Source organism: Neisseria sp. MVDL19-042950 (genome assembly GCF_030504625.1).
Taxonomy (GTDB): Bacteria; Pseudomonadota; Gammaproteobacteria; order Burkholderiales; family Neisseriaceae; genus Neisseria.
The window spans coordinates 153,831-180,763 of record NZ_JAUKWH010000001.1 but is presented as its reverse complement, the minus strand read 5'-3'; the positions used below and the strand labels follow the sequence as shown (position 1 = coordinate 180,763).

Here is a 26,933-nt window from a genome sequence, read left to right as displayed (position 1 = left end):
ACGGCCTCATCAAGACGGATCCAACTATCGGATTTTCATACCGATACGGCTTATATCGCCGAAATTCATCCAAATAAAGAAAGCCTTGCCGACAATCAGCTTATCGCTGACAAAGCCCCAATAACGCGAGTCTTCACTATTATCGCGGTTATCGCCCATCATAAAATAATGGCCTTCGGGCACAACGCATCTGAACCATGATCCGTCTTCCGCATACTCGCAATTCTGGTGGTGGGCAAATTCGGGACGCACGCCTTGCGGCAGGAAGCTGGGCTGTTCCGGAATTTTCAACACTTCAAACTGGTGCGAACCGAGCGTTTCTTTAAATGCTTCGGCATGAACGGTGAGGGAACCGTACTGGCGGGTATTTTCCGTATAGCTTTGTTCGCCGACGGCATGATCTTCTACCACTTTCCCGTTAACGCTCAACACCTTGTCTTTATATTCAACCAAATCGCCCGGCAAACCGACGGCGCGCTTGATGTAGTTGATAGACGTGTCTTCAGGGTAATTGAACACCACAACATTGCCCCGTTCCACGCTGCCCACCGGGATCAAAACGTTATTGATGATCGGCGTGCGGATGCCGTAGGCAAACTTATTCACCAAAATAAAATCGCCGACTACCAAACCGGGACGCATCGAGCTGGAAGGAATCTGGAACGGTTCGCCGATAAAAGTACGCAACACGAATACCACCAGAATAATCGGGAAAAAACCGCCCATATAATCGGTAAAATGATTGCTTTCCACACTTCCCGCCTGCTTTTTCAGACGGCCTTTATGGATAATCCAAACCACACCGGTAAACAGCACGAAAATCAGCAAAACGGCGGTAAAACTCATGAATGCCGACAACACGCCGAACGTACCCACCATCATCAACAGATAGCCCCATTGCAGCGAATTGCTCCATTCGCCGTTTTCTTCGCGCTCTTTATTGCTTTTGGCAAACAGCACCAAGCCGATAATCAGGGCGGCAACTGCGCCAAGTATCAAAGTTTTGCTCATTATTTATCCCCAACCTGCAAAATAGCCAAGAACGCGCTCTGCGGAATTTCCACATTGCCGACCTGTTTCATACGGCGTTTACCGGCTTTTTGTTTTTCAAGAAGTTTTTTCTTACGCGTGATATCGCCGCCGTAACATTTGGCCAATACGTTTTTACGCAGGGCTTTCACGGTTTCGCGGGCGATAATCTGGCTGCCGATCGCCGCTTGTACGGCAATATCGAACATCTGGCGCGGAATCAGTTCGCGCATTTTCGCCGCCAGTTCGCGGCCGCGGAACACGGCATTGGAGCGGTGGACTATCAGGCTCAAGGCATCAACTTTTTCGCCGTTCACCATAATATCCAGCTTAATCAGATCGGCTGCTTGGAATTCTTTGAATTCGTAATCCAACGAAGCATAGCCGCGCGAAGTGGATTTCAGTTTGTCGAAGAAATCCATTACCACTTCGTTCATGGGCAGATCATAAGTCAGCATCACTTGCCGGCCCATGTATTGCATGTTTCTCTGCACCCCGCGTTTTTGGTTGCACAAGGTCATCACGGCACCCACGTATTCTTGCGGCACCAGAATAGTAGAGGTAATAATCGGCTCGAAAATAGTATCGATCAAACCGACATCCGGCAGTTTGGATGGGTTTTCCACTTCGATTTTTTCGCCGTTTTTCAGCAATACTTCATACACCACCGTCGGCGCAGTGGTAATCAAGTCCATATCGAATTCGCGCTCCAAGCGCTCCTGCACGATTTCCAAATGCAACAGCCCCAAGAAGCCGCAGCGGAAACCGAAACCCAACGCTTGGGAAACTTCCGGCTCGAATTTCAGCGAAGCGTCGTTTAATTGCAGTTTTTCCAAAGCGTCGCGCAAGGCTTCATAATCGTGGCTTTCCACCGGATACAAACCGGCAAATACCTGTGATTGAACCTCTTGGAAACCGGGCAGAGCCTCGGCAGCAGGGTTGGCCGTCAAAGTAATAGTGTCGCCTACTTTGGCGGCATTCAATTCTTTGATACCGGTAATCAGAAAGCCTACTTCGCCGGCCTTTAATTCTTGTTTTTGCAACGATTTCGGCGTGAATACACCCAATTGCTCCGCCTGTGTTTCGGCTTTGGTGCTCATAAACAGCAGCTTGTCTTTCAGTTTCAGACGGCCTTCTTTCACTCGGATAAGCATCACCACGCCGACGTAATTATCAAACCAAGAGTCGATAATCATGGCTTGCAAGGGTGCATCTTCATCACCTTCGGGAGCGGGAATTTTGGCTACGATTTCTTCCAACACGTCTTCCACGCCCAAGCCGCTTTTGGCCGAACAGGTTACGGCGCCGACGGCATCGATGCCGATGATGTCTTCAATTTCCTGCGCCACGCGGTCGGGGTCGGCGGCGGGCAAATCGATTTTGTTCAGCACGGGCACTACTTCCACGCCCAGATCAATCGCGGTGTAGCAGTTGGCCACGGTTTGCGCTTCCACGCCTTGCGAAGCGTCCACAACCAAAAGCGCGCCTTCGCAAGCAGATAACGAGCGGGAAACTTCGTAGGAAAAGTCGACGTGTCCGGGGGTGTCGATCAGATTGAGCTGATAGGTTTGCCCGTCGCGCGCTTTGTAGCTCAGGGCGGCGGTTTGCGCTTTGATGGTAATGCCGCGCTCTTTTTCGATATCCATCGAATCCAGCACCTGCGTGCTCATTTCGCGCATTTCCAAACCGCCGCAATATTGGATAAAGCGGTCGGCCAATGTGGATTTGCCGTGGTCGATGTGGGCGATAATGGAAAAGTTTCTGATGTTTTTCATTGAGTTAGACATACTACTCTTTTGTGCTGTGTAGGCCGTCTGAAACAGTGTCCGGCTTTTTCAGACGGCCTGATAAAATCGGAATCAAATAGCTGCACATTTTAGCCGAAAAACGGCATTTCCGCTAATGCGGGTGAGATATCCGTCAGATAAACGGCAAAGGCCGTCTGAAAAAGCTTTTCAGACGGCCTTTTAAGATTGCAAGACGAATTAATAGACAATCGCTTGTGCGGCATCTTCCAAGCCTTTGTTAAGCGATTCGACCATCGCGGTATAGCCGTCGCCCTGCTGCGGCGTTTCGATATGGAACGGCCTGCCCTCTCCGTTCGGCCACAAGGCATAGCCGCTTACCAAAGTCTTGCCCTGATAACTACCCTGAAACGCTTCCACATAAATTTTCAATGTCTGCGCGCTGCTGCTCCGTGCGGCGGGCACAAACATATAGCGGGTATCCAAACGATTGAGTTTGTTACTGAAACCGGCGATCAATGCGTTATCCAGCGCACCCGCCCAAAGATGGTTGCGGGCGAAATTCACATGGTAGGCATCGGTTTGATACACAAGGCCGCCGTTGTTTAACAGCTCCGCCAGATAAACGCGTACCGCGATTTCGCTGCCTCTGCGTGCGGGCTGGCTGTATTGGCTGTCGGGCAATGTGAAATACTGCGGTGCAGGCGTGCTGCATGCGCTTAACGCGGCAAAGGCGGCAATAAAAAATATTTTACGCATCAGCGGCTTCCTTTCGGTATCGGGTCTTTAACATTGCTGTTGAAAATCAGCGCATTGGGTTTTTCTTTCAAGGTATTGATAACCGGCTGCGCTTCTTTCAGGGTTTTATCGATGCTTTGCAGCGTGGCCTGAACATCGCCATACAGCGGCGACTGCGGCGATACGCCTTGCAGAGTTTGGCGCAATTCTTTCAGCGTTTGATTCAATTCTTGCGGAATATTCTGCGTTTGCGGTTTGCCGAGCAGCGCATTGGCAGAGTTCAACGTGGCTTTTAATTCGCGTAGCGAGCCGTTTAATTCGCCGACGGTTTTGTCCAGCGGCAGTTTGTTGAATTTTTCCAGCAAATCGCCCAACTGAGCCTGCAAATTGCCCAAGCCGCCGTTTTGGGTGGCAATCACGACGTTGCCGGCATAATCCGCATAAGGTTTGAGTTTCGCGCTTGATGAAGGCTGGTCGTTCAATTCAATCATTTTGCTGCCGGTTAGCAGATTGTTGCTTGAAATGGTTGCGGTCAAACCTTTCTTTAAGGCCGTCTGAAACTGGTTTTGCCAGTATTCGCGGCTTTGCTCGCCCGCATTGATTTCCATACGGGCAGGCTCTATGCGAATGCGTACGGGAATCCAACCGTTTTGCAGAAGTTTCAGGCTGTCGCTGCCGGCAAAATAAGGCACGTCGACCACGGCTCCGATATTGATGCCTTTGTATTCCACCGGCGCGCCCGGGCTCAAGCCGCGCACGCTTTGGTTAAAGAAAGCAATGTAATACAAGGCCCGCGAACTTGGCAGGTTGTCGATTTGGCTGCGGTCGTCATACAGTTCGAAAGTATCGTCATTGACCGCGGGTTTGCCTTTGTCGCCATCCAACGGCGTACCGAACGAAATTGCGCCGGAAAGCAAAGCGGAAAGCGGAGCGGAATCTACGCGGACTCCGCCGTTGGTGGTTTCGATATTGATGCCGCTTTGCAGCCAAAACTGGCTGTGTTCGCCCACCAGTTTGTCGTTCGGGCTTTGAATGAAAACGGTGTAGTTAACGGTTTGGTCTTTCGGGTCGAACTGGGCACTTTCCACCTGCCCCACCATAAAGTCTTCGTAAAGCACGGGGCTGCCGACGGCAATCATTTTATTGTTGGCCCCGATCAGTTTCAGGCGCAAACCGCTTTGGCCGATGGCGGCAATCGGCGGAATATCCAACACTTCAAAAACATCTTCGGTTTCTTCGCTGCTGCCCGGCGTGAATGCGATATAAGAGCCTGAAACCAAAGTATTCAGGCCGGTAATGCCGCTTTGGTCGATACGCGGTTTCACCACCCAAAATTGGGTGTCTTTGCGCATCATATCTTTGGCATCCGCCGTAAGGCGCGCGGTTACTTCCACGCCTTTGCGGTCGCCGCGTAGCCGGATACGTGAAACGCGGCCGACCTCCACGCTCAGCACTTTTACCACGGTATTGTTCACTTCGATACCGTCGGCACTTTCCATCAGCAGGGTTACTTCAGGGCCGCGGTTGCGGATGTCTTTCATCAGCAGCCAGCCGCCTACAACTAAAGCGATTAGCGGAATCAGCCACACCACCGAGGTGAACACATTGGTTTTGCGCACACGGGCGGGCACGGGTTGGTTATCGTTTTTTTGGTTATCGTTATTCATATTCGGGTTGGTTTGCAGGCGCGTTTTCAGACGGCCTTTCGGTTAAAGCGGCATCGTTGCGGGCTTTGTCCCACAACAGGCGCGGATCGAAAAAATAGGCGGAAAGCATGGTAAGCAGCACCACCAAACAAAAATATATGGCCGCCGCGCCCGGCACCACCCGCGCCAGATTGGTGTGGAACGCACTCATTAAAACAATGATGACAAAAATATCGATCATCGACCATTTGCCCACCGCCTCGGTAAAGCGGTAGAGCAGCGACATTTTATGTATCCCCATCGGCAGACCGAAACGGGCGCTGCCGATTAAAAACAACAATGATACGATTTTCGCCACCGGCACCAAAATACTCGCGCTGAAAATAATCATCGCAATCAGCTTGTCGCCGTCGTTCCACATATACACGATGCCGTTGAAAATCGTATTGATCTGCACCGTTGCCGGATTGGAAGAAATCATAATCGGCAGCACGTTGGCCGGAACATACAACACGATGGCCGCGGCCAAAAACGCCATCGATACGCTCAAACTCTGCGGGCGGCGGCGGTATAAATCGGCTCCGCACACACCGCAAGTGTTTTCGGTTTTATCACGGAAATACAGGCAGCGGCTGCAACAGATATGTTCTTCGGAGGCCGTCTGAACAGCATTTCTGCCGAGCATGTGATGGATTTTATAATAAACCCAATGTTGCGGAATCGCCACCGAAGTACGTATCAGCATCACGGCCAGCCCGAACATCAGATAAAACGCCGCGCCGAATTCCACCCGTGCCACCGAAGAGAGTTTGATATACGACACCAGCGTCGAAATAAAAAACACATCCACCATAATCCAATGGCGCAGCCGCACCAACGTGCGGGTAGCGTAAAACAACCCCGGATAAATTTTGTCGCGTATCAGGGCGGTATACACATATATGCAAAGCAGCAGAAACAGCAGCGGCGTGCCGAAAGTGAGCACGAACATCACTTCTGCCAAAAAACCGAAATCCAGCAGAATCAACTGTTTCATCATCGAAGGCAGCGACAGAATCGACGTTACTCCGGCCATCGTTACGGTAACAAACATCATGTTGTACACAAACGCCATCAGCACCAAAGATGCAACGGCATACGCCAAAGGAGCGATATAGGGATTTTTTTCGATTTCCACCACTTCATACCCGCATCGCGGACAATGCGCTTCCTGCCCCTGCCGCAAGCGCGGCAACATCATCCGCTGGCCGCATTCGGGGCAATCCAACGAATGCGCCGGCAAAGTCGCATCGCTGCGGTATGTACGGTAACGCCACCAACGGCGGTAGGCTCGGGCAAATTTCATGGGTGTTCAGACGGCCTGAATATGTTTTGGAAACAACGGTTAAGAAAGTGAGCATTATAACGGAAAACATTTGCCTGTCGGAAAGATGAATGTAAAGGCCGTCTGAAATATGCTTTTCAGACGGCCTCGAAGAAAGCTGCTCCGGCTTTATGTTTTACTCTTCCAACAGATAACCTTCGTCATCCCAAACGGTCTTTTTTATCAGCTCGCCATCCTGATAAACCGCTTCCGACTTTTTCGCACCGTTGTCATGCCAATCGAGCACGATGCCGTTTCGCTTTCCGTCAGTCATGGTGATTTCCGAAAGCAGCAGCCCGTCTTCATTCCAACTGATAATGCTTACCGGCTTGTCGTTTACCATCACCATCTCGGTTTTGGGTTTGCCGCTTTGATACCATTGCTTCCAATAACCGTTGGCCTGATTGTTTTTAAATTGAATCTCGCTCTCTTTGTTGCCGTTACGGTAAAAACGCGCCCCCGTGCCTTCGCTTTTTCCTTCCGCATAAGGCATTACGGCCGACTTTTTGCCGTTTGGATACCAGTTTATCCACTCGCCGTCGGGTTTGCCGTTTTTATACTGGCCGGTCATCTTTTTCTGGCCGTTAAAATGCCACAGCGTAATGGTGCCGTTCGCCAAGGCGGGCACAAATTCTTTAATCTGGTTTGCCGTTATCTGATACGGGTCGGAATATTTTTTCAACGACGGGTAATAGAAATCCTGTACCTGCGCAATGCCGTCTTTTACTTCGTATTTACGCACATACGATACCGACGACATGGTTGCAGTAACCTGCCCCTGCTGGTTGAAATAAACTTCCATGGTTTCCGCCGCTGCGGGCAACGCAACGCCAACGAGCACTGCCGCCGTGAAACCTGCCTGCAATAATCTGTTCATTGTTCTTTTATCTCTGCCAATAAGCTTTTACATTTACAAATTCATACAATCCGAATTCCGAGAGCTCCCTTCCGTAACCCGAATCTTTCACTCCGCCGAACGGCAGGCGCAAATCGCTGCTGGTGTGGCGGTTGATAAACACCGCACCCGTGTGCAGTTTTTCCGCATATTGCCACGCTTTCGCAACATTTTCACTATAAATACTCGCGCCCAGCCCGAAAGGATTGTCATTCGCCAGCCGCACGGCATGTTCTTCGTCCCGCGCCCTCAAAAGCACGGCCACGGGGCCGAACACCTCTTCACGATACACGCGGCAATTGCGGGTTACGCCGTCTAAAACGGTAGCCGGATAAAACCAGCCTTTACCTTCCGGCAAAAAACCGCCGCACAAAGCCGTCGCACCGTTTGCCAGCGCGTCCCGCACCTGACTGTGAACCCGCTCGCGCAAATCGCTTCGGTGCAACGGTGCCAGTGTCGTTTTTTCATCCATCGGATGGCCGGTTTTCAACTTGGCACATTCTGCGAGAAACAGCGGTACGAACTCATCGGCCACCGCTTCGGTAACGATAATCCGCTTCGCCGCATTGCACGACTGCCCCGCATCGCGAAAGCGGGAATAACACGCGTCTTTTGCCGCTTGCGCCACATCCGCATCGGGCATCACCATAAAAGCATTGCTGCCGCCCAGTTCCAATACCGTTTTCTTCAGATTCATGCCGGCATGTGCCGCCAACCGGCGGCCGGTATCCGCCGAACCTGTAAACGCCATCGCATCAGTTTGCTCAATCGCATGCAGCACATCGGCATCATCCAACCAAGCGGGAATTAACGGCAATGTGCCGCCGACCAAGTCAAACAACGCATCCGTTACCCTTGCCACAGTCGGTGCCAGCTTTACTGCACAAGCATTGCCGGCACATAAAGCGGGAACGGCGAAACGCAAAACCTGCCACACCGGATAATTCCACGGCATAACGGCCAGCACGACTCCCAAAGGCTCAAAACGCACTTGGCTTAGACTGGCCTGTGTTGCAATAGTTTTATGGGCCAATAATTCGGGAGCCAAACGTGCATAATAACGAATCAGCTCCACCGACTTATCCAACTCCGCCCTGCACTCGCGCAAACAGCGCCCCACTTCTTCGCATACCATTTCGGCCAACCGATCGCGGTTAGCCGCCAATTTTTCGGCGAAATCCAGCAATAATGCGGTTCTTACCGTTACGGGCAATGCGGCAAAGTTACGTTGCCGGCAACGTAAATCCTGCAAGTTTTCCTCAAATTCGGCCCATTGCTGTGCCGAACGCTCAAATAATGTTTCTCCGCTGATAATGTGGGTACTGCGGTACACGCTTTGCTCCATCAGATAGTTTGTTTATTTTATACAATACCTTACTCAATTATCTGAAATATTTTCAGACGGCCGTCCAGCCCTCTAACCGGTCAACAAATATCAAAAGAAATAGTACCATTAAAAATTATTTAAATGACACTCATATCTTCCAAAATAAAGCTGCTTCTATAATTATTCTACTGTTAAAACCGAACACATGCCGAATGTGCAATAAAAGGCCGTCTGAAAATTTTATTTCAGACGGCCTGATCCTTCATTTCCTTACAACTGTTTCAAACGCGCAATACGGTTATCCAAAGTCGGATGTGTACTCAAAAGCGAATCGCGTTCTTCGCTGGCAATACCCATTGCTGTCATTTCTTTAGGCAGATCGCTCGGGTTTCCTTTCAAGCGTTGCAGCGCGGCAATCATTTTCGGAGCGCCCACCAGTTTGGCGGCACCCGCATCGGCACGGTATTCGCGTTGGCGGCTGAACCACATAACGATAAAGCTCGCCAGAAAACCGAATACAACCTGCAATACCATGCTCACGATGAAATAAGTGCCTTGCGAAACTTCGCCGTTGTCGCTGCGGGCCACCAAGCCCGAAACCACGCGTGCCAAGAACACAACAAACGTATTGACTACGCCTTGAATCAAAGTGAGCGTAACCATATCGCCGTTACCGACGTGCGCCATTTCATGCGCAAGAACGGCTTCCACTTCGTCACGGGACATGTGATCGAGCAAACCGGTGCTGACGGCAACCAGCGAATTGTTTTTACTGGCACCGGTGGCAAAAGCGTTGGGTTCGTGTGAATGGTAAATCGCAACTTCGGGTGTTTTCAGATTCCATTGGCGGGCCTGATTCTCAACCGTCTGCAAAAGCCATGCTTCGGTTTCGTTGTGTGGCTGGGTAATCACCTCGGCGCCGACCGAGCGTTTCGCCATGGTTTTCGACATCAACAGCGAAATAATCGAGCCGGTAAAGCCGATAACGGCGGAATACACCAGCAGGCTGCCCATTTCATTGGGATTGCTGCTCACGCCGAGAACGCTGAGGATGACGCTGATAACAACGAGAACGGCAATGTTGGTTGCTAAAAACAAAAAGATACGTTTCACGAGTTTTCCTTTGGAAGTGCGATTTGTGTATTGTTTTCGATATGGATTTTTAAATCGTTAAGAGAATGTGTTCTGTGTCCTGAAGAACGGTGATATTGTCGCAAAAAGCCCGATAACCGCAAAGATGCCGTTAAGAAAAGGTATGCAAATTTGTGAATGTTTCAAACGGCTTCTTTAACAGGCAAACGGCCGTCTGAAGATATCTTAATGTATTTTTCAGACGGCCTTTTTTTGCAAAAAATCGGCATAATCAGCTTTTAAAATAATTTTTCGGCATAATACAAAGCAGTAAATCCGCAATAGTCTCTATTTATTGAACAAATCAACCATTCCTCCCAACCGCCGATTTGCCGATTGATAACATCTGATGCGTTTACAAAACAAATTACATGCGCACTTGCCCGTTGCCAAGCACCACCCATTTTTGGCCGGTCAACCCGTGCAGTCCGACGGGGCCGCGCACATGGATTTTATCGGTAGAAATGCCGATTTCCGCCCCCAACCCGTATTCAAATCCGTCCGCAAAACGTGTGCTGGCATTTACCATCACGCTGGCGCTGTCGACCATACGCAGGAAAATCTGCGCATCGGTATAAGATTCGGTAACGATACTGTCGGTATGGTGGCTGCCGTACATGTTAATGTGGGCAATCGCCTCGGCCATACTGCCGACTGTTTTTACGGCCAAAACGGGAGCCAGATATTCGGTGCGCCAATCTTCTTCGGTTGCCGCCTTAATGTTTTTTAAGACGGCCGACGTACGCTCGCAACCACGCAACTCCACGCCTTTCTCTGCATATTTTTTCTCCAGCAACGGCAGAATTTCGGCGGCGCGGCTCTCGTGTACCAGCAGCGTTTCCATCGTATTGCAAGTGCCGTAGCGCGAAGTTTTGGCATTAAAAGCAATATCCACGGCCTTCTGCGTATCGGCGGCCCGGTCGATATAAACATGGCAGATACCGTCAAGATGCTTAATCACTGGCACGCGTGCTTCGGCGGCAATGCGGGCAACCAGCGATTTGCCGCCGCGCGGAATAATCACATCGATCAAATCGGGGCTTTGCAGCATTGCGCCGACACTTTCGCGGCTGGTGTTTTCAATCAGGCGCACGGCATCCGCGGGCAAACCGTTTTCAGCCAACGCCTGAGTAATCAACTTGGCCACCGCCATATTGCTGTTGAACGCTTCGCTACCGCCTCGCAGCACGCAGGCATTGCCGGATTTCAAACACAAAGCGGCGGCATCAACGGTTACGTTCGGGCGCGATTCGTAAATAATGCCGATAACGCCCAGCGGCACACGCATTTTGCCGATTTGCAAACCGTTCGGGCGGATGCGGAATTCGTCCATTTCCCCTACGGGGTCGGGCAAAGCGACAATTTGCCGCAAGCCTTCGCACATACTCTCTATGGTGTTTTCAGTCAGTTTCAGGCGGTCGAGCAAAGCGGCATCCAACCCTTTTGCTGCCGCCTGCTCCATATCTTGGGCGTTGGCGGCAAGCACGGCGGACTGATGGTGTTTGAGGAGCTCCGCCATCCGTAACAAAGCGGCATTTTTCTGTGCGGTGGAGCTTGCCGCCAATGCATAAAAAGCCTGCTTTGCAGCGGCGGCGGTTTGACGGACGTATTCTTGGATATTCTGCATAATGTGCGGCCCGATGGGAAATGGAAAAGTAATGGATTTGAAGACAACCTTACAAACAGGGCTTCGCGGCTATGGTAAACGCGGCAAACGGATTAGGCAATATTCGAGGCCATCTGAAAAGCCGGCCTGCCTCAGCATAATTCCTGCGCCGCCTTTTCTACCATATCGGGGTCGAGTTTGTTTAAACAATCGGTATGCCCGAACGGACATTCGCGTTTGAAACAAGGTGAACAATCAAGATTTAAGCTGACGATTCGAGCCTTATCGCTCAACGGCGGCGTGTGGTCGGCACTCGACGAACCGTATACGGCCACCAGTTTCCTGCCCAACGCGGCAGCAAGGTGCATCAGGCCACTGTCGTTGCAGACTACCGTATCGGCACAGGCCAACAGGTCGATGGCTTCGGAAAGGCTGGTTTGGCCGCATAAATTGATGCAGAGGCCGTCTGAAAGCATGTTGATGTTTTCGGCGATATCGAAATCTTTTTGCGAACCGAAAAGCCAAATCTGCCAGCCTTTTGCCGCGTAACGTCGCGCAAGTTCGGCAAAATGGCGGGCCGGCCAACGTTTAGCAGGGCCGTATTCTGCGCCCGGGCAGAAAGCCAGCACCGGTTTGGCCGTGTTTAAACCGTGCTTCTCCAGCACGGCCTGCTGGCTTGCGGGGGCGATTTGAAAAGCGGGATAACTCGAACGGCCGTTAAAATCGGCTTGGGAGGGATGCGCCAGCGCGGTGTAACGGTCTACCATCAGCGGCAAAGCGGCTTTATCGAGTTTGCGTATGTCGTTCAGCAGCAAATAACGGGTTTCGCCTACATAACCGGTACGCTGTTTGATGCCGGTTGCTGCCGCAATCAAGGCTGATTTGAGCGAACCGGGCAACACGATTACTTGATCATAACCCCGTTTTCCCAACGCCCTGCCCGTTCGGATGCGCTTTTTCAATTCCAACGCACCATGCCCGAACGGGTTTTCAAAAATTTCATTGATTTCGGGCATGCGTTCGAACACAGCCATCGACCATTTGGGGGAAAATACGTCAATCGTGCAATCAGGATGAAGTTCTTGCAAACGGCGGTAAAGCGGCTGCGTCATCACGCAATCGCCGATCCAGCTCGGGGAAATAATCAGAATTTTTTTAGCCATGATGATTTAACGGTTTATGCAGGCGGCTATTTTATCGCCATTTCACGCGCTTATGTTGGAGCAGCAGTTTTTTCCGCTTTCAGGCCGTCTGAAAAGAAAAACAACGTATCAACGAAGAACTCTTTATCGCGATTGATACCGGCCGCTTGGCCGCCTTTGAACAGCCGACTTCCACACCCAACCGAACAGGCCGTCTGAAAACTTTTCAGACGGCCTGTTCGGTTATTTCTTCAATGCCGCACGTTTCACGATCACCCACCAATCTTTCGCTTCCAATTTGGGGCGTTTTTGAAAAACATCATAACGGTTGGCTTCCAGTTTGCTCAAAATCTGCTGCGCACCGATCACTATCATTCTCAATTCAAAGCCGATGCGCCCTTTCAACGTTTTACCCAGCGGCGAACCTGCTTTCAACATATTATGCGCGCGGGTACACTCATGCGCCATCAACCGTTGGAAGGCAAAGTCGGCACGGCCTTCGGCGATTTGGGTTTCGCTTACGCCGAATTTTTCCAAATCGTCCTGCGGAATATAAACCCGCCCTTTTTCCCAATCGACCGCTACATCCTGCCAGAAATTAACCAACTGCAAAGCCGTGCAAATGCCGTCGCTTTGAGCAATACTGCGCGCATCGGTTTCGCCGTAAAGATGCAGCATGATGCGCCCCACCGGATTGGCGGAGCGGCGGCAATAATCCACCAATTCGGCAAAATTCTGATAACGCTTTTTCACCACATCCTGACGGAACGCGGAAAGTAAATCGTAAAACGGCTGCAAAGGCATTTCGAACGGGCGCACCGCCTCGCGTTGCAAGCGGCGCATCATTTCGGTTTGCGGCGTTTCACCGCGCGAAATCGTATCCAACTCTTGCTGCAAAGCATCCAGCCCCTGCAAACGCTCTTCGTCGCTGACACAACCTTCATCGGCAATATCGTCGGCAGTACGGGCGAAAGCATAAACCGCATGCGTCGGCACACGCAGGCGACGCGGCAGCATGATCGAACCGACGGGGAAATTTTCGTAATGGTTGACAGACATAATCGGTTTTCCGTTAATTGGGCGGTTTCAAGAGGCCGTCTGAATTCAGCCGTCATTCTTTTCAGACGGCCTCAAAGACTTTGCGGGCCGGCAAAACAGCCATAAAAAAACACCGACGGTTCACTTGTCGGTGTTTTCAAATGTTAGGGTGGCGAGCCCGACCCCCGGCACTGGCGCATCAGAGTGGGCTGCTGGCTTCCGCCCCTGACCCGTTGTTCCAAATTACCATGCGGGGAGACCCGCCATAGAAGAATGCGTATTATATAGTCAAAAAAATGAATAAGCAATACGGGGCGGCAGACAATACGGCGGCTTTCCAAACCGGCACACGGATGAAAGTTTAGCTGCCTGTTTCAGGGGCGGATGCTTCGCGCTGCTGTTTTCTCTGCTTTTCTTGCTCACGTATCAATTTTTTAGTTTCCCGTCGGCGGCGGTCTTTTTCCAACTTGTCGGCGATTCTTTGGCTCAACGAACGCTTGTCTTTCGCAGTTTTCCGGCGCGGATTGGCCAAACGGCTGTTGTCCGCCACCGTAATACCGCTTTCGGAAAGCACACTTTGTTCCGAATCGGCAGAAACGGAAGGTTGGGCATAAACGGCAGGCACGACCAACACCGATATAACCAACGGCAACAATACTTTTTGCTTCATCAATTGCTCCCCAACAGGTGAAAATCTGCAATATCTGTCAATATATTATACCTTTTCCGCTCTTCCACAAGCGGTTAACCGCCTTTGAAATACAGCGCAATACATCGTACAGCCACACAAATTGTCAACAAAATTCCTACCTCTTTATGAAATGCCTGCATACTGATATCTATATTTTTCCATTGAAAAACAATGGAAATTACACTACATTACACAACTATTTCCTTATTCCTTACATATTTTTCAGACGGCCTTAAAAAATTAACAAAAGAGCCTGCCGATAAATAAAAAAACACACGGAACCGCACGCCATGACCACCAACGTAACGCAACGCATCCGGGAAATTCCCTACAACTACACGTCTTATTCCGACCGCGAAATCGTGATCCGCCTGCTCGGAGAAGAGGCTTGGAACGTGCTGCAAGAGCTGCGCAACCAACGCAAAACAGGCCGTTCGGCGCGGATGCTGTTTGAAGTGCTGGGAGATATTTGGGTGGTGGTGCGCAACCCTTATCTGGTGGACGATCTGCTCGACCAACCGCACCGGCGGGCGGCATTGGTGCGGGAAATGCGCCATCGCCTGAATGAAATCCAAAAACGGCGCGACAACAATCCCCAAGTCGACCAACTGCTTCAGGCCGTGGAAGCGGCAATACAACGGTTTGACGAAAGTTTTGAAACCACCCGCAACAAACGCGCCGAAATCCTAAAACGCCTTTCCAAAATCACCAAAAAACACAATATCATGTTCGACGGCCTCGCCCGCGTGGTACACGTTACCGACGCTACCGACTGGCGTGTGGAATATCCGTTTGTGGTGGTCAATCCCGACACCGAAGCCGAAGTCGCGCCTTTGGTGAAAGCCTTAATCGAACTCGATTTAACCATCATTCCGCGCGGCGGCGGCACGGGCTATACCGGCGGCGCGGTGCCGCTCGATGCCATGAGCGCGGTCATCAACACCGAAAAACTCGACAAACACAACGGCGTGGAATATGTGGAACTGCCCGGTTTGGAAGGCAAACACCCGATTATCCATTGCGGCGCGGGCGTGGTAACGCGGCGCGTGGAAGAAACCGCCACCGCCGCCAAACTGGTATTCGCGGTTGACCCGACTTCCGCCGACGCTTCCTGCGTGGGCGGCAACGTGGCCATGAACGCGGGCGGCAAGAAAGCCGTATTGTGGGGCACCGCGCTCGATAACCTTGCTTACTGGAAAATGGTCAACCCGCAAGGCGAGTGGCTGAAAATCGAGCGTGTGCGCCACAACTTCGGCAAAATCCACGACGAAGAAACCGCCGTTTTCGATGTGCATACTTTAGATTCAGACGGCCTCAATATCGTTAAAACCGAACGCTTGGAAATCGACGGCCGCAAATTCCGCAAAGTCGGCCTCGGCAAAGACGTTACCGACAAATTCCTCAGCGGCCTGCCCGGCGTGCAAAAAGAAGGCACCGACGGCATCATCACCAGCGTGGCCTTCGTGCTGCACACCATGCCGAAATACATCCGCACCGTGTGTTTGGAATTTTTCGGCACGGTTGCCAACGCCACGCCGTCTATCGTGGAAATCCGCGACTACATGCTCGGCCACGACAGCGTGAAGCTGGCCGGTTTGGAACATCTCGACTGGCGCTATGTGCGCGCGGTCGGCTACGCCACCAAAGCGGCGGGTAAAGGCCGCCCGAAAATGGTGCTGATTGCCGACATTGTGAGCGACGACGAAGCCGCCGTCGCCGATGCCGCCGAGCATATCGTCAAACTGGCGCAAGCCCGCGACGGCGAAGGCTTTATCGCCGTTACCCCCGAAGCGCGCAAAACCTTCTGGCTCGACCGCAGCCGCACCGCCGCCATCGCCAAGCACACCAACGCCTTTAAAATCAATGAAGACGTGGTGATTCCGCTGGAGCGTTTGGGCGAGTATTCAGACGGCATCGAGCGCATCAACATCGAACTGTCGATTAAAAACAAACTGGCTCTCTGCAACGCCCTGCAACAATACCTGCAAGGCCGCCTGCCGGTGGACAAAATGGGTACCGACCTGCCCGGCAGCGAATTATTGGGTGAACGTGCCAAACACGCGCTCCAACACGTTTCCGCTGTGAAAGAGCGTTGGGAATGGCTGCTTAGCAACCTCGACGCGCCTTTGGGCGAATACAAACAACGCTACGGCCATGCCGTCCACGCCGCGCCCGAAGCCAGAGACGAAGAAAGCTGCTTCATCGCCTTCCGCGATTTCCGCTTGCGCGTGTCGATTAAAGCCGACGTGATGAAACCCCTGTCTGAAATCTTCAGCGGCAAGGCCGACACCAAAATCATGGAAGGTTTGGCCAAGATTCACAGCCGCGTGGTGCGCGGACGCGTGTTCGTCGCCCTGCACATGCACGCGGGCGACGGCAACGTCCACACCAATATTCCCGTGAATTCAGACGATTACGACATGCTGCAAACCGCCCATAAAGCGGTGGAACGCATCATGAAAATCGCCCGCAGCCTCAACGGCGTGATTTCCGGTGAACACGGTATCGGCATCACCAAACTCGAATTCCTTACCGACGAAGAAATGCAGCCCTTCTGGGACTACAAAGCCAAAGTCGATCCGCAAGGCCGCTTCAACCGCTACAAACTCATGCGCGGCTCCGACTTACGCAACGCCTACACGCCTTCGTTCGAGCTGCTCGGCGTGGAATCGCTGATTATGGAGCAGTCCGACCTCGGCACCATCGCCGAATCGGTGAAAGACTGCCTACGCTGCGGCAAGTGCAAACCCGTATGCAGCACCCATGTGCCGCGCGCCAACCTGCTGTACAGCCCGCGCAACAAAATCCTCGGTGTCGGTTTGCTCACCGAAGCGTTTTTATACGAAGAACAAACCCGCCGCGGCGTATCGCTGCGCCACTTCGACGAATTAAACGACCTCGGCGACCACTGCACCGTGTGCCACCGCTGCGTGAAGCCTTGCCCCGTCAACATCGACTTCGGCGACGTAACCGTAGCCATCCGCAACTATCTGCGCAAAGCCGGCAAACGCAAGTTCAACCCCGCCGTTGCCGCCGGCATGGCCTTCCTCAACGCCAAAGACCCGCGCACCATCCAAGTGTTGCGCAAAGGCGTGGTGGAAGCCGGTTTCAAATTACAGAATCTGGCCTACAACTGGGGCAGAAAAGCCCACATCGGAGCAGGCCGTCTGAAAAAAGCCCCCAAAGCCACCACGGGCGGCTCGCCGATTAAAGAGCAGGTGGTTCACTTCATCAACCGCCCGCTGCCGCGCCATGTACCGATTAAAACTGCACGCGCTTGGCTGAACATCGAAGACAACAAAACCGTGCCGATTATCCGCAACCCGCAGCTGCCGGAAGACAGCGAAGCCGTGTTCTACTTCCCCGGCTGCGGTTCCGAGCGCCTGTTCAGCCAAGTCGGACTAGCCACGCAAGCCATGCTGTGGCATGCCGGCGTACAAACCGTGCTGCCGCCGGGCTACCTCTGCTGCGGCTATCCGCAAGACGCAGGCGGCAACCACGACAAAGCCGAACAGATGACCACCGAAAACCGCGTGCTCTTCCACCGTTTGGCCAACACCTTAAACTACCTCGACATCAAAACCGTGGTCGTGAGCTGCGGCACTTGTTACGACCAGTTGGAAAAATACCGCTTCGAAGACATTTTCCCCGGCTGCCGCATCATTGATATTCATGAGTTTTTATTGGGAAAAGGCATCAAGCTCGACGGCGTGAGCGGCCAGCAATACCTGTATCACGACCCCTGCCACAGCCCGATCAAAACCATGAACGCCACCAAAATGACCAGCGAACTGATGGGCAAAGAAGTGGTGTTGAGCGACCGCTGCTGCGGTGAATCGGGTATGTTTGCCGTCAAACGACCCGACATCGCCACACAAGTGAAATTCCGCAAGCAGGAAGAAATCGAGAAAAACCTCAAGCAGCTTCCACAGGGCGAGCCGGTCAAAATGCTCACCTCCTGCCCCGCCTGCCTGCAAGGTTTGAGCCGCTACACCGACGACAACGCCATGCCCGCCGACTACATCGTGGTGGAAATGGCGAAACACATCCTCGGCGACAACTGGCAAAACGAGTTTGTCGAAAAAGCCAATAACGGCGGCATTGAGAAAGTGTTGCTGTAAGCCGTATGATACGAAGAGGCCGTCTGAAAGTTCTTTCAGACGGCCTCTTGCTCAACAGTTAAATCAAACTGCTTTATTTTTTACGTTGCGGCGGCAAATCGGTACAAGTACCCAATGCCACTTCCGCAGCCATACCGATACTTTCGCCCAAGGTCGGGTGCGGATGGATGGTTTTGCCGATATCAACGGCATCACAACCCATTTCGATGGCCAAACAGATTTCACCGATCATATCGCCACCGTTAGGGCCGACAATACCGCCGCCAATGATTTTGCCGCTTTCGGCATCAAAAATCAGCTTGGTAAAGCCTTGATCGCAACCGTTGGCAATCGCGCGGCCTGAAGCAGCCCACGGGAAATTGGCTTTGGTAATCTTAATGCCTTGCTCTTTGGCAGCGGTTTCGGTTACGCCTACCCAAGCCACTTCGGGAGCGGTATAGGCTACGCCCGGAATCACACGCGCATCGAAATAGGCTTTGTGGCCGGCGCAGTTTTCCGCTGCCACATGGCCTTCGTGCACGGCTTTGTGTGCCAACATAGGCTGGCCGACAATATCGCCGATGGCGTAAATGTGCGGCACGTTGGTGCGCTGTTGTTTGTCCACTTCGATAAAGCCGCGGTCGGTAACAATCACACCGGCCTTTTCGACACCAATCAGTTTACCGTTGGGTGCGCGACCCGCTGCAACCAACACGGTATCGTAACGTTGCGGCTCTTTGGGCGCATTGGCACCTTCGAAAGTAACGTAAATACCGTCTTCTTTCGGTTCAACGGCAACGGTTTTGGTGTTGACCATGATATTGTCGAAGCGGTATTCGTTCAGCTTCTGCCAAACTTTAACCAAATCGCGGTCGGCTCCCTGCATCAGGCCGTCCATCATTTCAACCACATCCAAACGGGTGCCCAACGTGCTGTACACCGTACCCATTTCCAAACCGATGATACCGCCGCCGATAATCAGCATTTTGCCCGGCACTTCTTTCAAAGCCAGTGCACCGGTAGAGTCGATAATACGGGGATCTTCGGGAATAAACGGCAGGTTCACCACGCGGCTGCCCGCAGCGATGATGGCGTTTTTGAAAGCGATGGTTTTCTTCTCGCCGGTTTCGTCCTTACCTTCGCCTGAAGTCAGAGCCACTTCCATGTGGTTCGGGCCGACAAATTGGCCGTTACCGCGAATCACATCCACTTTGCGCGATTTAGCCATACCGGCCAAGCCGGTAGTCAGTTTACCGATGACTTTTTCTTTATAGCCGCGCAACATGTCGATATTTAATTCCGGTTCGGGATATTTGATACCGTTCGCAGCCAAATGGCGCACTTCGTCAATCACAGCGGCATTGTGCAGCAAGGCTTTGGAAGGAATACAGCCCACATTCAAACACACGCCGCCCAAAGTGGCGTAACGCTCTACGATGGCAGTTTTCAAACCTTGGTCGGCTGCGGCAAATGCAGCGGAATAACCGCCCGGGCCGCCGCCCAGCACCACTACGTCGTATTCGGCATCGGCCGAACCGCTGAATTGCGCGGCTTGCGGTGCAGGTGCAGCCGCTTTCGGCGCTTCTTGCGCGGGAGCGGGGGCAGCTTCTGCTTTGGGTGCTTCGGCTGCGGCACCGGCAGCTTCAATCACGGCAATCACGCCGCCTTCGGAAATTTTGTCGCCTACTTTTACTTTCACTTCTTTTACCACACCCGCAGCTTCGGCAGGTACGTCCATGGTGGCTTTATCAGTTTCCAAAGTAACCAATGTATCTTCAATCGCTACGGTATCGCCCGCTTTGATTTCTACGGCAATAATGTCCACATTTTCATGGCCGCCGATATCGGGAACCTTGAGTTCAATCAAGCTCATTGTTAAACCTTTCTGTAAAGCAGTTTATATACTGCTTTCATTAAAATCTTGTTTTCAGACGGCCTCTAAGATTCCTAAAGGCCGTCTGAAAAGCCTTACAGCACCACGCGGCGGAAGTCTTTCAACAGGTTCGCCAGATACACGGTAAAGCGCATACCGGCCGCACCGTCGATCACGCGGTGGTCGAACGACAGGCTCAACGGGCACATCAGGCGCGGTTCAAAAGCCGAGCCGTTCCATACCGGTTTCATTTGTGATTTGCACACGCCCAAAATGGCTACTTCGGGAGCGTTCACAATCGGCGTGAAGCCGGTACCGCCGATACCGCCCAAGCTGGAAATGGTAAAGCAGGCGCCTTGCATTTCATTAGGCTTGAGCTTGCCTTCGCGGGCTTTTTTGCTCAACTCGGTCAGCTCTTGAGAAATTTCTTTCAAGCCTTTTTTGTCCACGTCTTTAATCACGGGCACAACCAAGCCGTTGGGCGTGTCGGCGGCAAAGCCGATATTGTAGTATTTCTTCAGAATCAGGTTTTCGCCGTCAAGAGAAGAATTGAACTCGGGGAAAGCTTTCAAGGCAGTTACGGAAGCTTTGATAATGAACGCCAACGGCGACAGTTTCACGCCTTCGCGCTCCCACTCTTTATTGAGAGTTTTGCGGAACTCTTCCAGCTCGGTCATATCGGCATCTTCGTTCACGGTAACATGGGGAATCATCACCCAGTTGCGCGACAGGTTTTGACCGGAAATTTTCTTAATGCGGGAAAGTTCTTTCACTTCGATTTCGCCGAACTTGCTGAAATCGACTTTCGGCCACGGCAGCAAGTCCAAACCGCCACCTAATGAAGCGGTTGCAGCGGCAGGCGCAGCCTTGCCCGCACCGCCTTGCATAGCAGCTTTAACGAAGGCTTTGATGTCTTCGCCGACGATACGGCCTTTCAAGCCCGTACCTTTAACTAAGCTCAAATCCACGCCCAACTCGCGCGCCAGTTTGCGTGCAGACGGGCCGGCATGGGCTTTGGCAAATGCGGCTTCGTTTACTGGCGTATTGCCGAATGCGGCAACCGGAGCGGCATCGGCTTTAGGCGCGGCAGGAGCCGGAGCAGCTTGCGGCGCAGGCACAGCGGCTTTAGGCGCTTCTTGTGCGGGAGCTGCGGCAGGAGCTGCGGCAGGAGCGGCAGCTGCACCGCCTGCGGTTTCCACTTCGATAATTTGAGTGCCTTGTGAAACTTTGTCGCCCACTTTCACATACACGGCTTTCACTACGCCGGCAGCGGTGCTCGGCACATCCATGGTGGCTTTGTCGGTTTCCAAAGTAATCAGCGTATCGTCTTCGGATACGGTGTCGCCTACTTTGATCTCAACGGCAATCACGTCTACATTTTCGTGGCCGCCGATATCGGGTACTTCCACTTTTACAGTTGCGCCGCCCGCAACAGGAGCAGCTTGTGCAGGTGCGGCGGCAGGAGCAGGCTCAGCTGCTTTTTCGGCGACGGGCGCTGCTTGAGCGGCGGCACCGGCGGCTTCAACCAAGACAATCACGCTGCCTTCGGAAACTTTGTCGCCTACGTTGACTTTAACTTCTTTCACCACGCCCGCGGCATCGGCAGGTACGTCCATGGTAGCTTTGTCGGTTTCCAGCGTAATCAGGGTATCGTCGACAGCGATGGTGTCGCCCGCTTTCACTTCAACGGCAATCACGTCTACATTTTCATGGCCGCCGATGTCGGGTACTTTGATTTCTACGATTTGACTCATCGTGCTTTCCTTTAACAACCGCAGCAGCCATGTGCTGCGGCATGTTGTTTTGTTGTAAGACTTAAAACGGTTTCAAGCGGATATTCTTTTCAGACGGCCTCTTTCATTTTCAGAGGCCGTCTGAAAATATCATTACCGCTTCCAGCTCGGTGCAGTATCGGTTTTAATGCCATATTTCTCGATGGCTTGCTGCACAACCACTTTCTCAATCTTGCCTTGATCGGCCAGTGCGCTCAGCGCGGCAACGGCAACGTGGCGGCTGTCCACCTCGAAGAAGTCGCGCAGGTTGGCGCGTGAATCGCTGCGGCCGAAACCATCGGTACCCAAAACGTGGTAATCGTTGGGGATGTGGGCGCGGATGCGGTCGGCAAAGCTGCGGATGTAGTCGGTAGAAGCAATTACCGGGCCTTCATGACCTTGCAACTGCTGGGCAACAAACGGCAGTTTGTTTTGTTCCATCGGGTGCAAGCGGTTGTAACGCTCAACTTCGATGGCATCGCGGTGCAGCAGATTGAATGAAGGTACGGACCAAACGTCGGCTTCTACGCCGAAATCGGCTTTCAGCATATCGGCTGCTTTGATGACTTCGTTCAGAATCACACCCGAACCCATCAACTGTACTTTCTTGTCGCTCTTCGCACCTTCGCGGAACAGATACATACCCTTCAGAATTTCTTCTTCGATGCCTTTGCGTTGCGGCATAGCGGGGTGGGCATAGTTTTCGTTCATCACGGTCAGATAATAGAACACGTCTTCTTGTTCCACATACATGCGGCGCAAACCGTCTTGGATAATCACAGCCAATTCGTATTGGAAAGTCGGGTCGTAAGACAAGCAGTTCGGAATCAGATCGGCTTGAATGTGGCTGTGGCCGTCTTCGTGTTGCAAGCCTTCGCCGTTCAGCGTGGTGCGGCCTGCGGTACCGCCTACCAAGAAGCCGCGTGCATGCATGTCGCCAGCCGCCCAAGCCAAATCTCCTACACGTTGGAAACCGAACATTGAGTAGTAAATGTAGAACGGAATCATGGCGTAACGGTTGTTGGCATAGCTGGTCGCCGCGGCAATCCAATCGGCCATCGCGCCCGGCTCGTTAATACCTTCTTGCAGAATCTGACCGTCGATAGATTCTTTGTAGAACATCAATTGGTCTTTGTCTTGCGGGGTGTATTGCTGGCCTTTGGGGTTCCAAATACCGTATTGGCGGAACATGCCTTCCATACCGAAAGTACGGCTTTCGTCGGGCACGATCGGCACAATGCGTTTGCCGATTTGCTTATCCTTCAACAAGGTAGAAAGGATGCGCACAAACGCCATGGTGGTAGAGAATTCGCGGTCGCCGCTGGTTTGCAACTGTGCATCGAATGCAGACAGTTCAGGCACCGGCAGAGATTCGTTATTCGGGTTGCGTTGCGGCAGATAACCGCCCAAAGCATTGCGGCGTTCGCGTAAGTAGCGCATTTCTTCGCTGTCTTCAGGGAAGCGGTAGTAAGGCAGGTCGCCGCTTTCGATTTGCTCGTCGCTTACCGGAATACCGAAACGGGTACGGAATTTTTTCAGTGATTCCACGTCCATTTTTTTGGCTTGGTGGGCAACGTTTTGGCCTTCGCCGGCAGAACCCATACCGTAGCCTTTAATGGTTTTCGCCAAAATCACGGTCGGACGGCCGCCGGCGTTGTTTACTGCTTCGTAATATGCGGCATAAACTTTGTGCGGGTCATGACCGCCACGGTTCAGCGCCCAGATTTCGTCGTCCGACATGCTGGCTACCATGGCTTTCAGTTCGGGCGTATTGAAGAAATGCTCGCGCACATAGGCACCGTCTTTAGATTTATAAGTTTGGTAATCGCCGTCCAAACATTCGTTCATGCGCTGTTTCAAGGCATTATTGGTGTCGGCAGCCAGCAGATTGTCCCAACGGCGGCCCCAGATCACTTTCAGCACGTTCCAGCCTGCGCCGCGGAAGTTGCCTTCCAACTCTTGAATGATTTTGCCGTTTCCGCGCACCGGGCCGTCCAAGCGTTGCAAGTTACAGTTAATCACGAAAATCAGGTTGTCCAAACCTTCGCGGGCGGCCAGTGAAATCGCGCCTTGGCTTTCCGGTTCGTCCATTTCGCCGTCGCCGCAGAACACCCATACTTTGCGGCCTTTGGTTTTGCTCAAGCCGCGTGATTCCAGATATTTCAGGAAACGGGCTTGGTAAATGGCCATCAACGGGCCCAAGCCCATAGATACGGTGGGGAACTGCCAGAAATCAGGCATCAAGTGGGGATGCGGGTAAGAAGACAGGCCTTCGCCTTCCACTTCTTGGCGGAAATTGTCGAGTTGGGCTTCGGTCAGACGGCCTTCTACGAAAGCGCGGGCGTAAATACCCGGTGAAACGTGGCCTTGAATGAAGATCATATCGCCCTCTTCGCCGTCGCCTTTGGCTTTCCAGAAATGGTTGAAACCGACATCATACAAAGTGGCGGAAGATTGGAAAGAAGCAATATGGCCGCCCAATTCCAAATCTTTTTTACCTGCACGCAATACCATAGCTGCGGCATTCCAACGGATAGCGGCACGGATACGGTGCTCTAAATCGTGATTGCCGGGTGATTTTTGTTCTTTGCCGACGGGAATGGTATTCAAATAAGCCGTGGTGGCATCGAACGGCATGTGTACGCCGCGGCGGCGGGTATATTTAACCAATTGTTCCAGCAGGTAATGGGCACGTTCGGTACCTTCGCTTTCCAAAACCGAGCTTAAAGCATCCAGCCATTCCTGTGTTTCAATCGGATCAACATCTTGAATTTGAGCGGACATGATTATCCCTTCTGTTGAGTGTTATGAAATCAGCCTGATTTGCAGGCTTTCTCTTTTTCGTTTGCGAAACCGCTTGCTTAAAAAAACGGTTTGCGCATCAAACAAAACGCTTGCGGCAACACGAAAACGCCCTGTCTGCTCCGCAGCTGCCATGATAAAACCGTACGGTTTCGGACGGGGCGCAAGTATGCCGCAATATACATTGCTTAACACGGAATGCTATCAGTAAACGGATATTCTGGCAAATTGAAAACGACCGTTTTTAAACGGTGATTATTGGATTCCGAAACAACTTCATACAAATATCTTCGGAATAGAAAATATTATGCAAAAATAGCAAAAATTATTTGCTATTCAGAAAATAAAAAATCAAAAAAGAAAATGGAATTTACTTAACCTGCGATTTACGTAACTATTTTTCACTTACATCAATAACGATAAAAATAAATTGCTGCTACACGGGATACAGATGCACAAAAAACACATAAGCATAATCCATATAACTACAAAATTTAAAATATTGAATCCCTTACCCCTCAAAATACCAATGCGGCTTAAAGCACAGAAACTAAAAATTTCGGCAAGATTTCGATATCGTAAAAAGGCTGTCTGAAAGCACTGACTTAGTTTTCAGACGGCCTTGCCTTATATAAAAATCAGAATTTAGTCTTCGTGCGTGCGGTTGCGTTTGAGCAGAATCCGCACCGCTCCGTCGTTGCCTTTATGCGGCTCCGCATAAGCCAGCACGTCGGGATGCGCCATCAGCCAACGCCTCACCAAAGTTTTCAGCACGGGTTTGTAGCCCGACGACCCGAGGCCGCTGCCGTGTATGATTTCACCGCACACGCCGCGTTTTTTGGTGAACTCGATAAACTCGCTCAGTACTTCCTGCGCCTGCTCTTGCGTATAGCCGTGCAAATCGACATCGGCCACTACCGGCCAATGGCCGCTTTGCAGGCGGCGGATGTCGTTTTTACCTTGTCCGTTTTTACTGAACGATGCGGGCGGCTCGTCGAAACCTCCGTCGCTGACATAAAAATAATCGCCGGCCTCCAAGCCTGCTTCGTCGTTCTTGCGCGGCTTGATCGGTGCAGTATCGCGCGGCGGGGTATAACGATTGGTGTTTTTCAACGGCGTTACGCCGCCCATTTCTTTGGCGAAATCTACTTCTTGAGCGGCCTGTTTGCGTGCCTCCGCTTCGGCTTCCGCACGCGCCTGTGCTTCTTTTTTAGCCTGTTTGCCCAAAGCCTTTAAAGTGGACTGGAAATCGTGGGTCATGTGTCGCTACCTTTTATATTTTCAGACGGCCTTCAATGCCGCCGTACGTCATCCAATGTTTCGCTGCCGAAATCCTTACCGGCAATCATCGCGGCGATGCGGGCGGCAGTGTCGGCCGCACTGCTCAAACCGCCTTGCGCTTTTAAGTCTTGAAACCGCTGCAACATCGGAAAAGCCTCTGCTTCGGCGGCGCGGATTTCCGCCTGCATATCGGTATCCACCACGCCCGGAGCGATGCAGGCGGTTTTTATATCGGCATGTTGTTCGGCGGCAATGCAGCGGGCATGATGGTCTAAGGCCGCTTTGGTTGCGCCGTAAACACTCCAACCCGCATAGGCGTTGCGTCCTGCTCCGCTGCCGATATGCACGATTTTCAACATGCTGCGAGCGGGTTTTCTTGCTATCAAGTGATTGGACAGCAACAGCGGTGCGGCAACGTTTAGCGATACGGCAGCGGTAATTTCCACAGGGTTTTGCATGCCTGCCACGGCATTCGGTGCGACTACGGCGGCATTATTGATTAAAACGATTTCATCCGCACCGTCGATAAAGTTATCCAACATGCCGTCTGAAAGCAAGCGGATCACTGCTTTACTGTCGCCCAAATCAATAGCATGCTGCAACAGCTTTTCAGACGGCCTCAAATCGACCCGCCGCCGCGCCAAACCTAAAACGGCGCAACCTGCCTTCAAATAATGCTCTGCCAGCGCACGCCCCAAGCCGCTGCTGTGCCCGCTGATGATGATTTTGGTATTCATAAAACAATCCTGTCTGT

At 52.2% G+C, this 26,933-nt stretch carries 18 protein-coding genes and 1 other RNA gene; 1 reads left to right on the top strand and 18 read right to left on the bottom strand.

Annotated features, from left to right (window positions below):
• Positions 1-24 precede the first annotated feature (24 nt).
• The 13 genes from lepB to Q0X97_RS00810 form a co-directional block, all read right to left on the bottom strand.
• On the bottom strand, positions 25-1,011 hold the full coding sequence (lepB, locus tag Q0X97_RS00870) for a signal peptidase I (RefSeq protein WP_302065383.1): 987 nt from the start codon (positions 1,009-1,011) through the stop codon (positions 25-27).
• Positions 1,011-2,804 carry a translation elongation factor 4 gene (gene lepA / locus Q0X97_RS00865; RefSeq protein ID WP_302065518.1) on the bottom strand — a complete coding sequence of 598 codons (1,794 nt, stop codon included), beginning with the start codon at positions 2,802-2,804 and terminating at the stop codon, positions 1,011-1,013. The genes lepB and lepA overlap by 1 nt, the downstream gene beginning before the upstream one ends.
• Before the next feature lie 210 nt (positions 2,805-3,014).
• The gene (locus Q0X97_RS00860; RefSeq protein ID WP_302067651.1) at positions 3,015-3,533 is read right to left on the bottom strand and encodes a membrane integrity-associated transporter subunit PqiC; all 519 of its coding nucleotides are present in this window, start codon (positions 3,531-3,533) and stop codon (positions 3,015-3,017) included.
• Positions 3,533-5,179 carry an intermembrane transport protein PqiB gene (gene pqiB, locus Q0X97_RS00855; RefSeq protein WP_302065381.1) on the bottom strand — a complete coding sequence of 549 codons (1,647 nt, stop codon included), beginning with the start codon at positions 5,177-5,179 and terminating at the stop codon, positions 3,533-3,535. Before pqiB ends, Q0X97_RS00860 begins: the two co-directional genes overlap by 1 nt.
• Entirely contained in the window at positions 5,172-6,503 is a 1,332-nt protein-coding gene (locus Q0X97_RS00850) for a paraquat-inducible protein A (RefSeq protein WP_302065380.1), read from the bottom strand. The genes pqiB and Q0X97_RS00850 overlap by 8 nt, the downstream gene beginning before the upstream one ends.
• 154 nt (positions 6,504-6,657) lie before the next feature.
• A complete protein-coding gene (locus Q0X97_RS00845; RefSeq protein WP_302065379.1) occupies positions 6,658-7,398 on the bottom strand; it encodes a toxin-antitoxin system YwqK family antitoxin in 741 nt (246 codons plus the stop codon).
• A 7-nt stretch (positions 7,399-7,405) separates the two neighbouring features.
• Entirely contained in the window at positions 7,406-8,749 is a 1,344-nt protein-coding gene (locus tag Q0X97_RS00840; protein ID WP_302065517.1) for an aldehyde dehydrogenase family protein, read from the bottom strand.
• 264 nt (positions 8,750-9,013) lie between these two features.
• Positions 9,014-9,856 (bottom strand): protease HtpX, encoded by an 843-nt coding sequence (gene htpX, locus Q0X97_RS00835; protein WP_302065378.1) that lies wholly within the window; start codon positions 9,854-9,856, stop codon positions 9,014-9,016.
• A gap of 385 nt (positions 9,857-10,241) precedes the next feature.
• On the bottom strand, positions 10,242-11,501 hold the full coding sequence (locus Q0X97_RS00830) for a glutamate-5-semialdehyde dehydrogenase (RefSeq protein ID WP_302065377.1): 1,260 nt from the start codon (positions 11,499-11,501) through the stop codon (positions 10,242-10,244).
• 131 nt (positions 11,502-11,632) lie between these two features.
• Complete coding sequence (waaF, locus tag Q0X97_RS00825; protein WP_302065376.1) at positions 11,633-12,643, bottom strand: lipopolysaccharide heptosyltransferase II; 1,011 nt, start codon at positions 12,641-12,643, stop codon at positions 11,633-11,635.
• Between the two features lie 222 nt (positions 12,644-12,865).
• A complete protein-coding gene (gene hpnC, locus Q0X97_RS00820) occupies positions 12,866-13,681 on the bottom strand; it encodes a squalene synthase HpnC (protein ID WP_302065375.1) in 816 nt (271 codons plus the stop codon).
• A gap of 147 nt (positions 13,682-13,828) precedes the next feature.
• Positions 13,829-13,925, bottom strand: an RNA gene (gene ffs, locus Q0X97_RS00815) — signal recognition particle sRNA small type.
• Positions 13,926-14,021: 96 nt separating this feature from the next.
• On the bottom strand, positions 14,022-14,330 hold the full coding sequence (locus Q0X97_RS00810; protein ID WP_302065374.1) for a hypothetical protein: 309 nt from the start codon (positions 14,328-14,330) through the stop codon (positions 14,022-14,024).
• Between the two features lie 311 nt (positions 14,331-14,641).
• On the opposite strand from Q0X97_RS00810, the gene Q0X97_RS00805 reads away from it, so the two are divergent.
• On the top strand, positions 14,642-18,472 hold the full coding sequence (locus Q0X97_RS00805) for a DUF3683 domain-containing protein (RefSeq protein WP_302065373.1): 3,831 nt from the start codon (positions 14,642-14,644) through the stop codon (positions 18,470-18,472).
• Positions 18,473-18,545: 73 nt separating this feature from the next.
• On the opposite strand, the gene lpdA is transcribed toward Q0X97_RS00805, so the two are convergent.
• The 5 genes from lpdA to Q0X97_RS00780 form a co-directional block, all read right to left on the bottom strand.
• The gene (lpdA, locus tag Q0X97_RS00800) at positions 18,546-20,324 is read right to left on the bottom strand and encodes a dihydrolipoyl dehydrogenase (RefSeq protein WP_302065372.1); all 1,779 of its coding nucleotides are present in this window, start codon (positions 20,322-20,324) and stop codon (positions 18,546-18,548) included.
• 95 nt (positions 20,325-20,419) lie between these two features.
• Positions 20,420-22,078: a dihydrolipoyllysine-residue acetyltransferase gene (gene aceF / locus Q0X97_RS00795; RefSeq protein WP_302065371.1), complete on the bottom strand. Its 1,659-nt coding sequence runs from the start codon at positions 22,076-22,078 to the stop codon at positions 20,420-20,422.
• 132 nt (positions 22,079-22,210) lie between these two features.
• Positions 22,211-24,880 carry a pyruvate dehydrogenase (acetyl-transferring), homodimeric type gene (gene aceE / locus Q0X97_RS00790; RefSeq protein WP_302065370.1) on the bottom strand — a complete coding sequence of 890 codons (2,670 nt, stop codon included), beginning with the start codon at positions 24,878-24,880 and terminating at the stop codon, positions 22,211-22,213.
• A gap of 663 nt (positions 24,881-25,543) precedes the next feature.
• Positions 25,544-26,158 (bottom strand): Smr/MutS family protein, encoded by a 615-nt coding sequence (locus tag Q0X97_RS00785; protein WP_302065369.1) that lies wholly within the window; start codon positions 26,156-26,158, stop codon positions 25,544-25,546.
• 32 nt (positions 26,159-26,190) lie between these two features.
• A complete protein-coding gene (locus tag Q0X97_RS00780) occupies positions 26,191-26,916 on the bottom strand; it encodes an SDR family NAD(P)-dependent oxidoreductase (RefSeq protein WP_302065368.1) in 726 nt (241 codons plus the stop codon).
• Between the last annotated feature and the right edge of the window lie 17 nt (positions 26,917-26,933).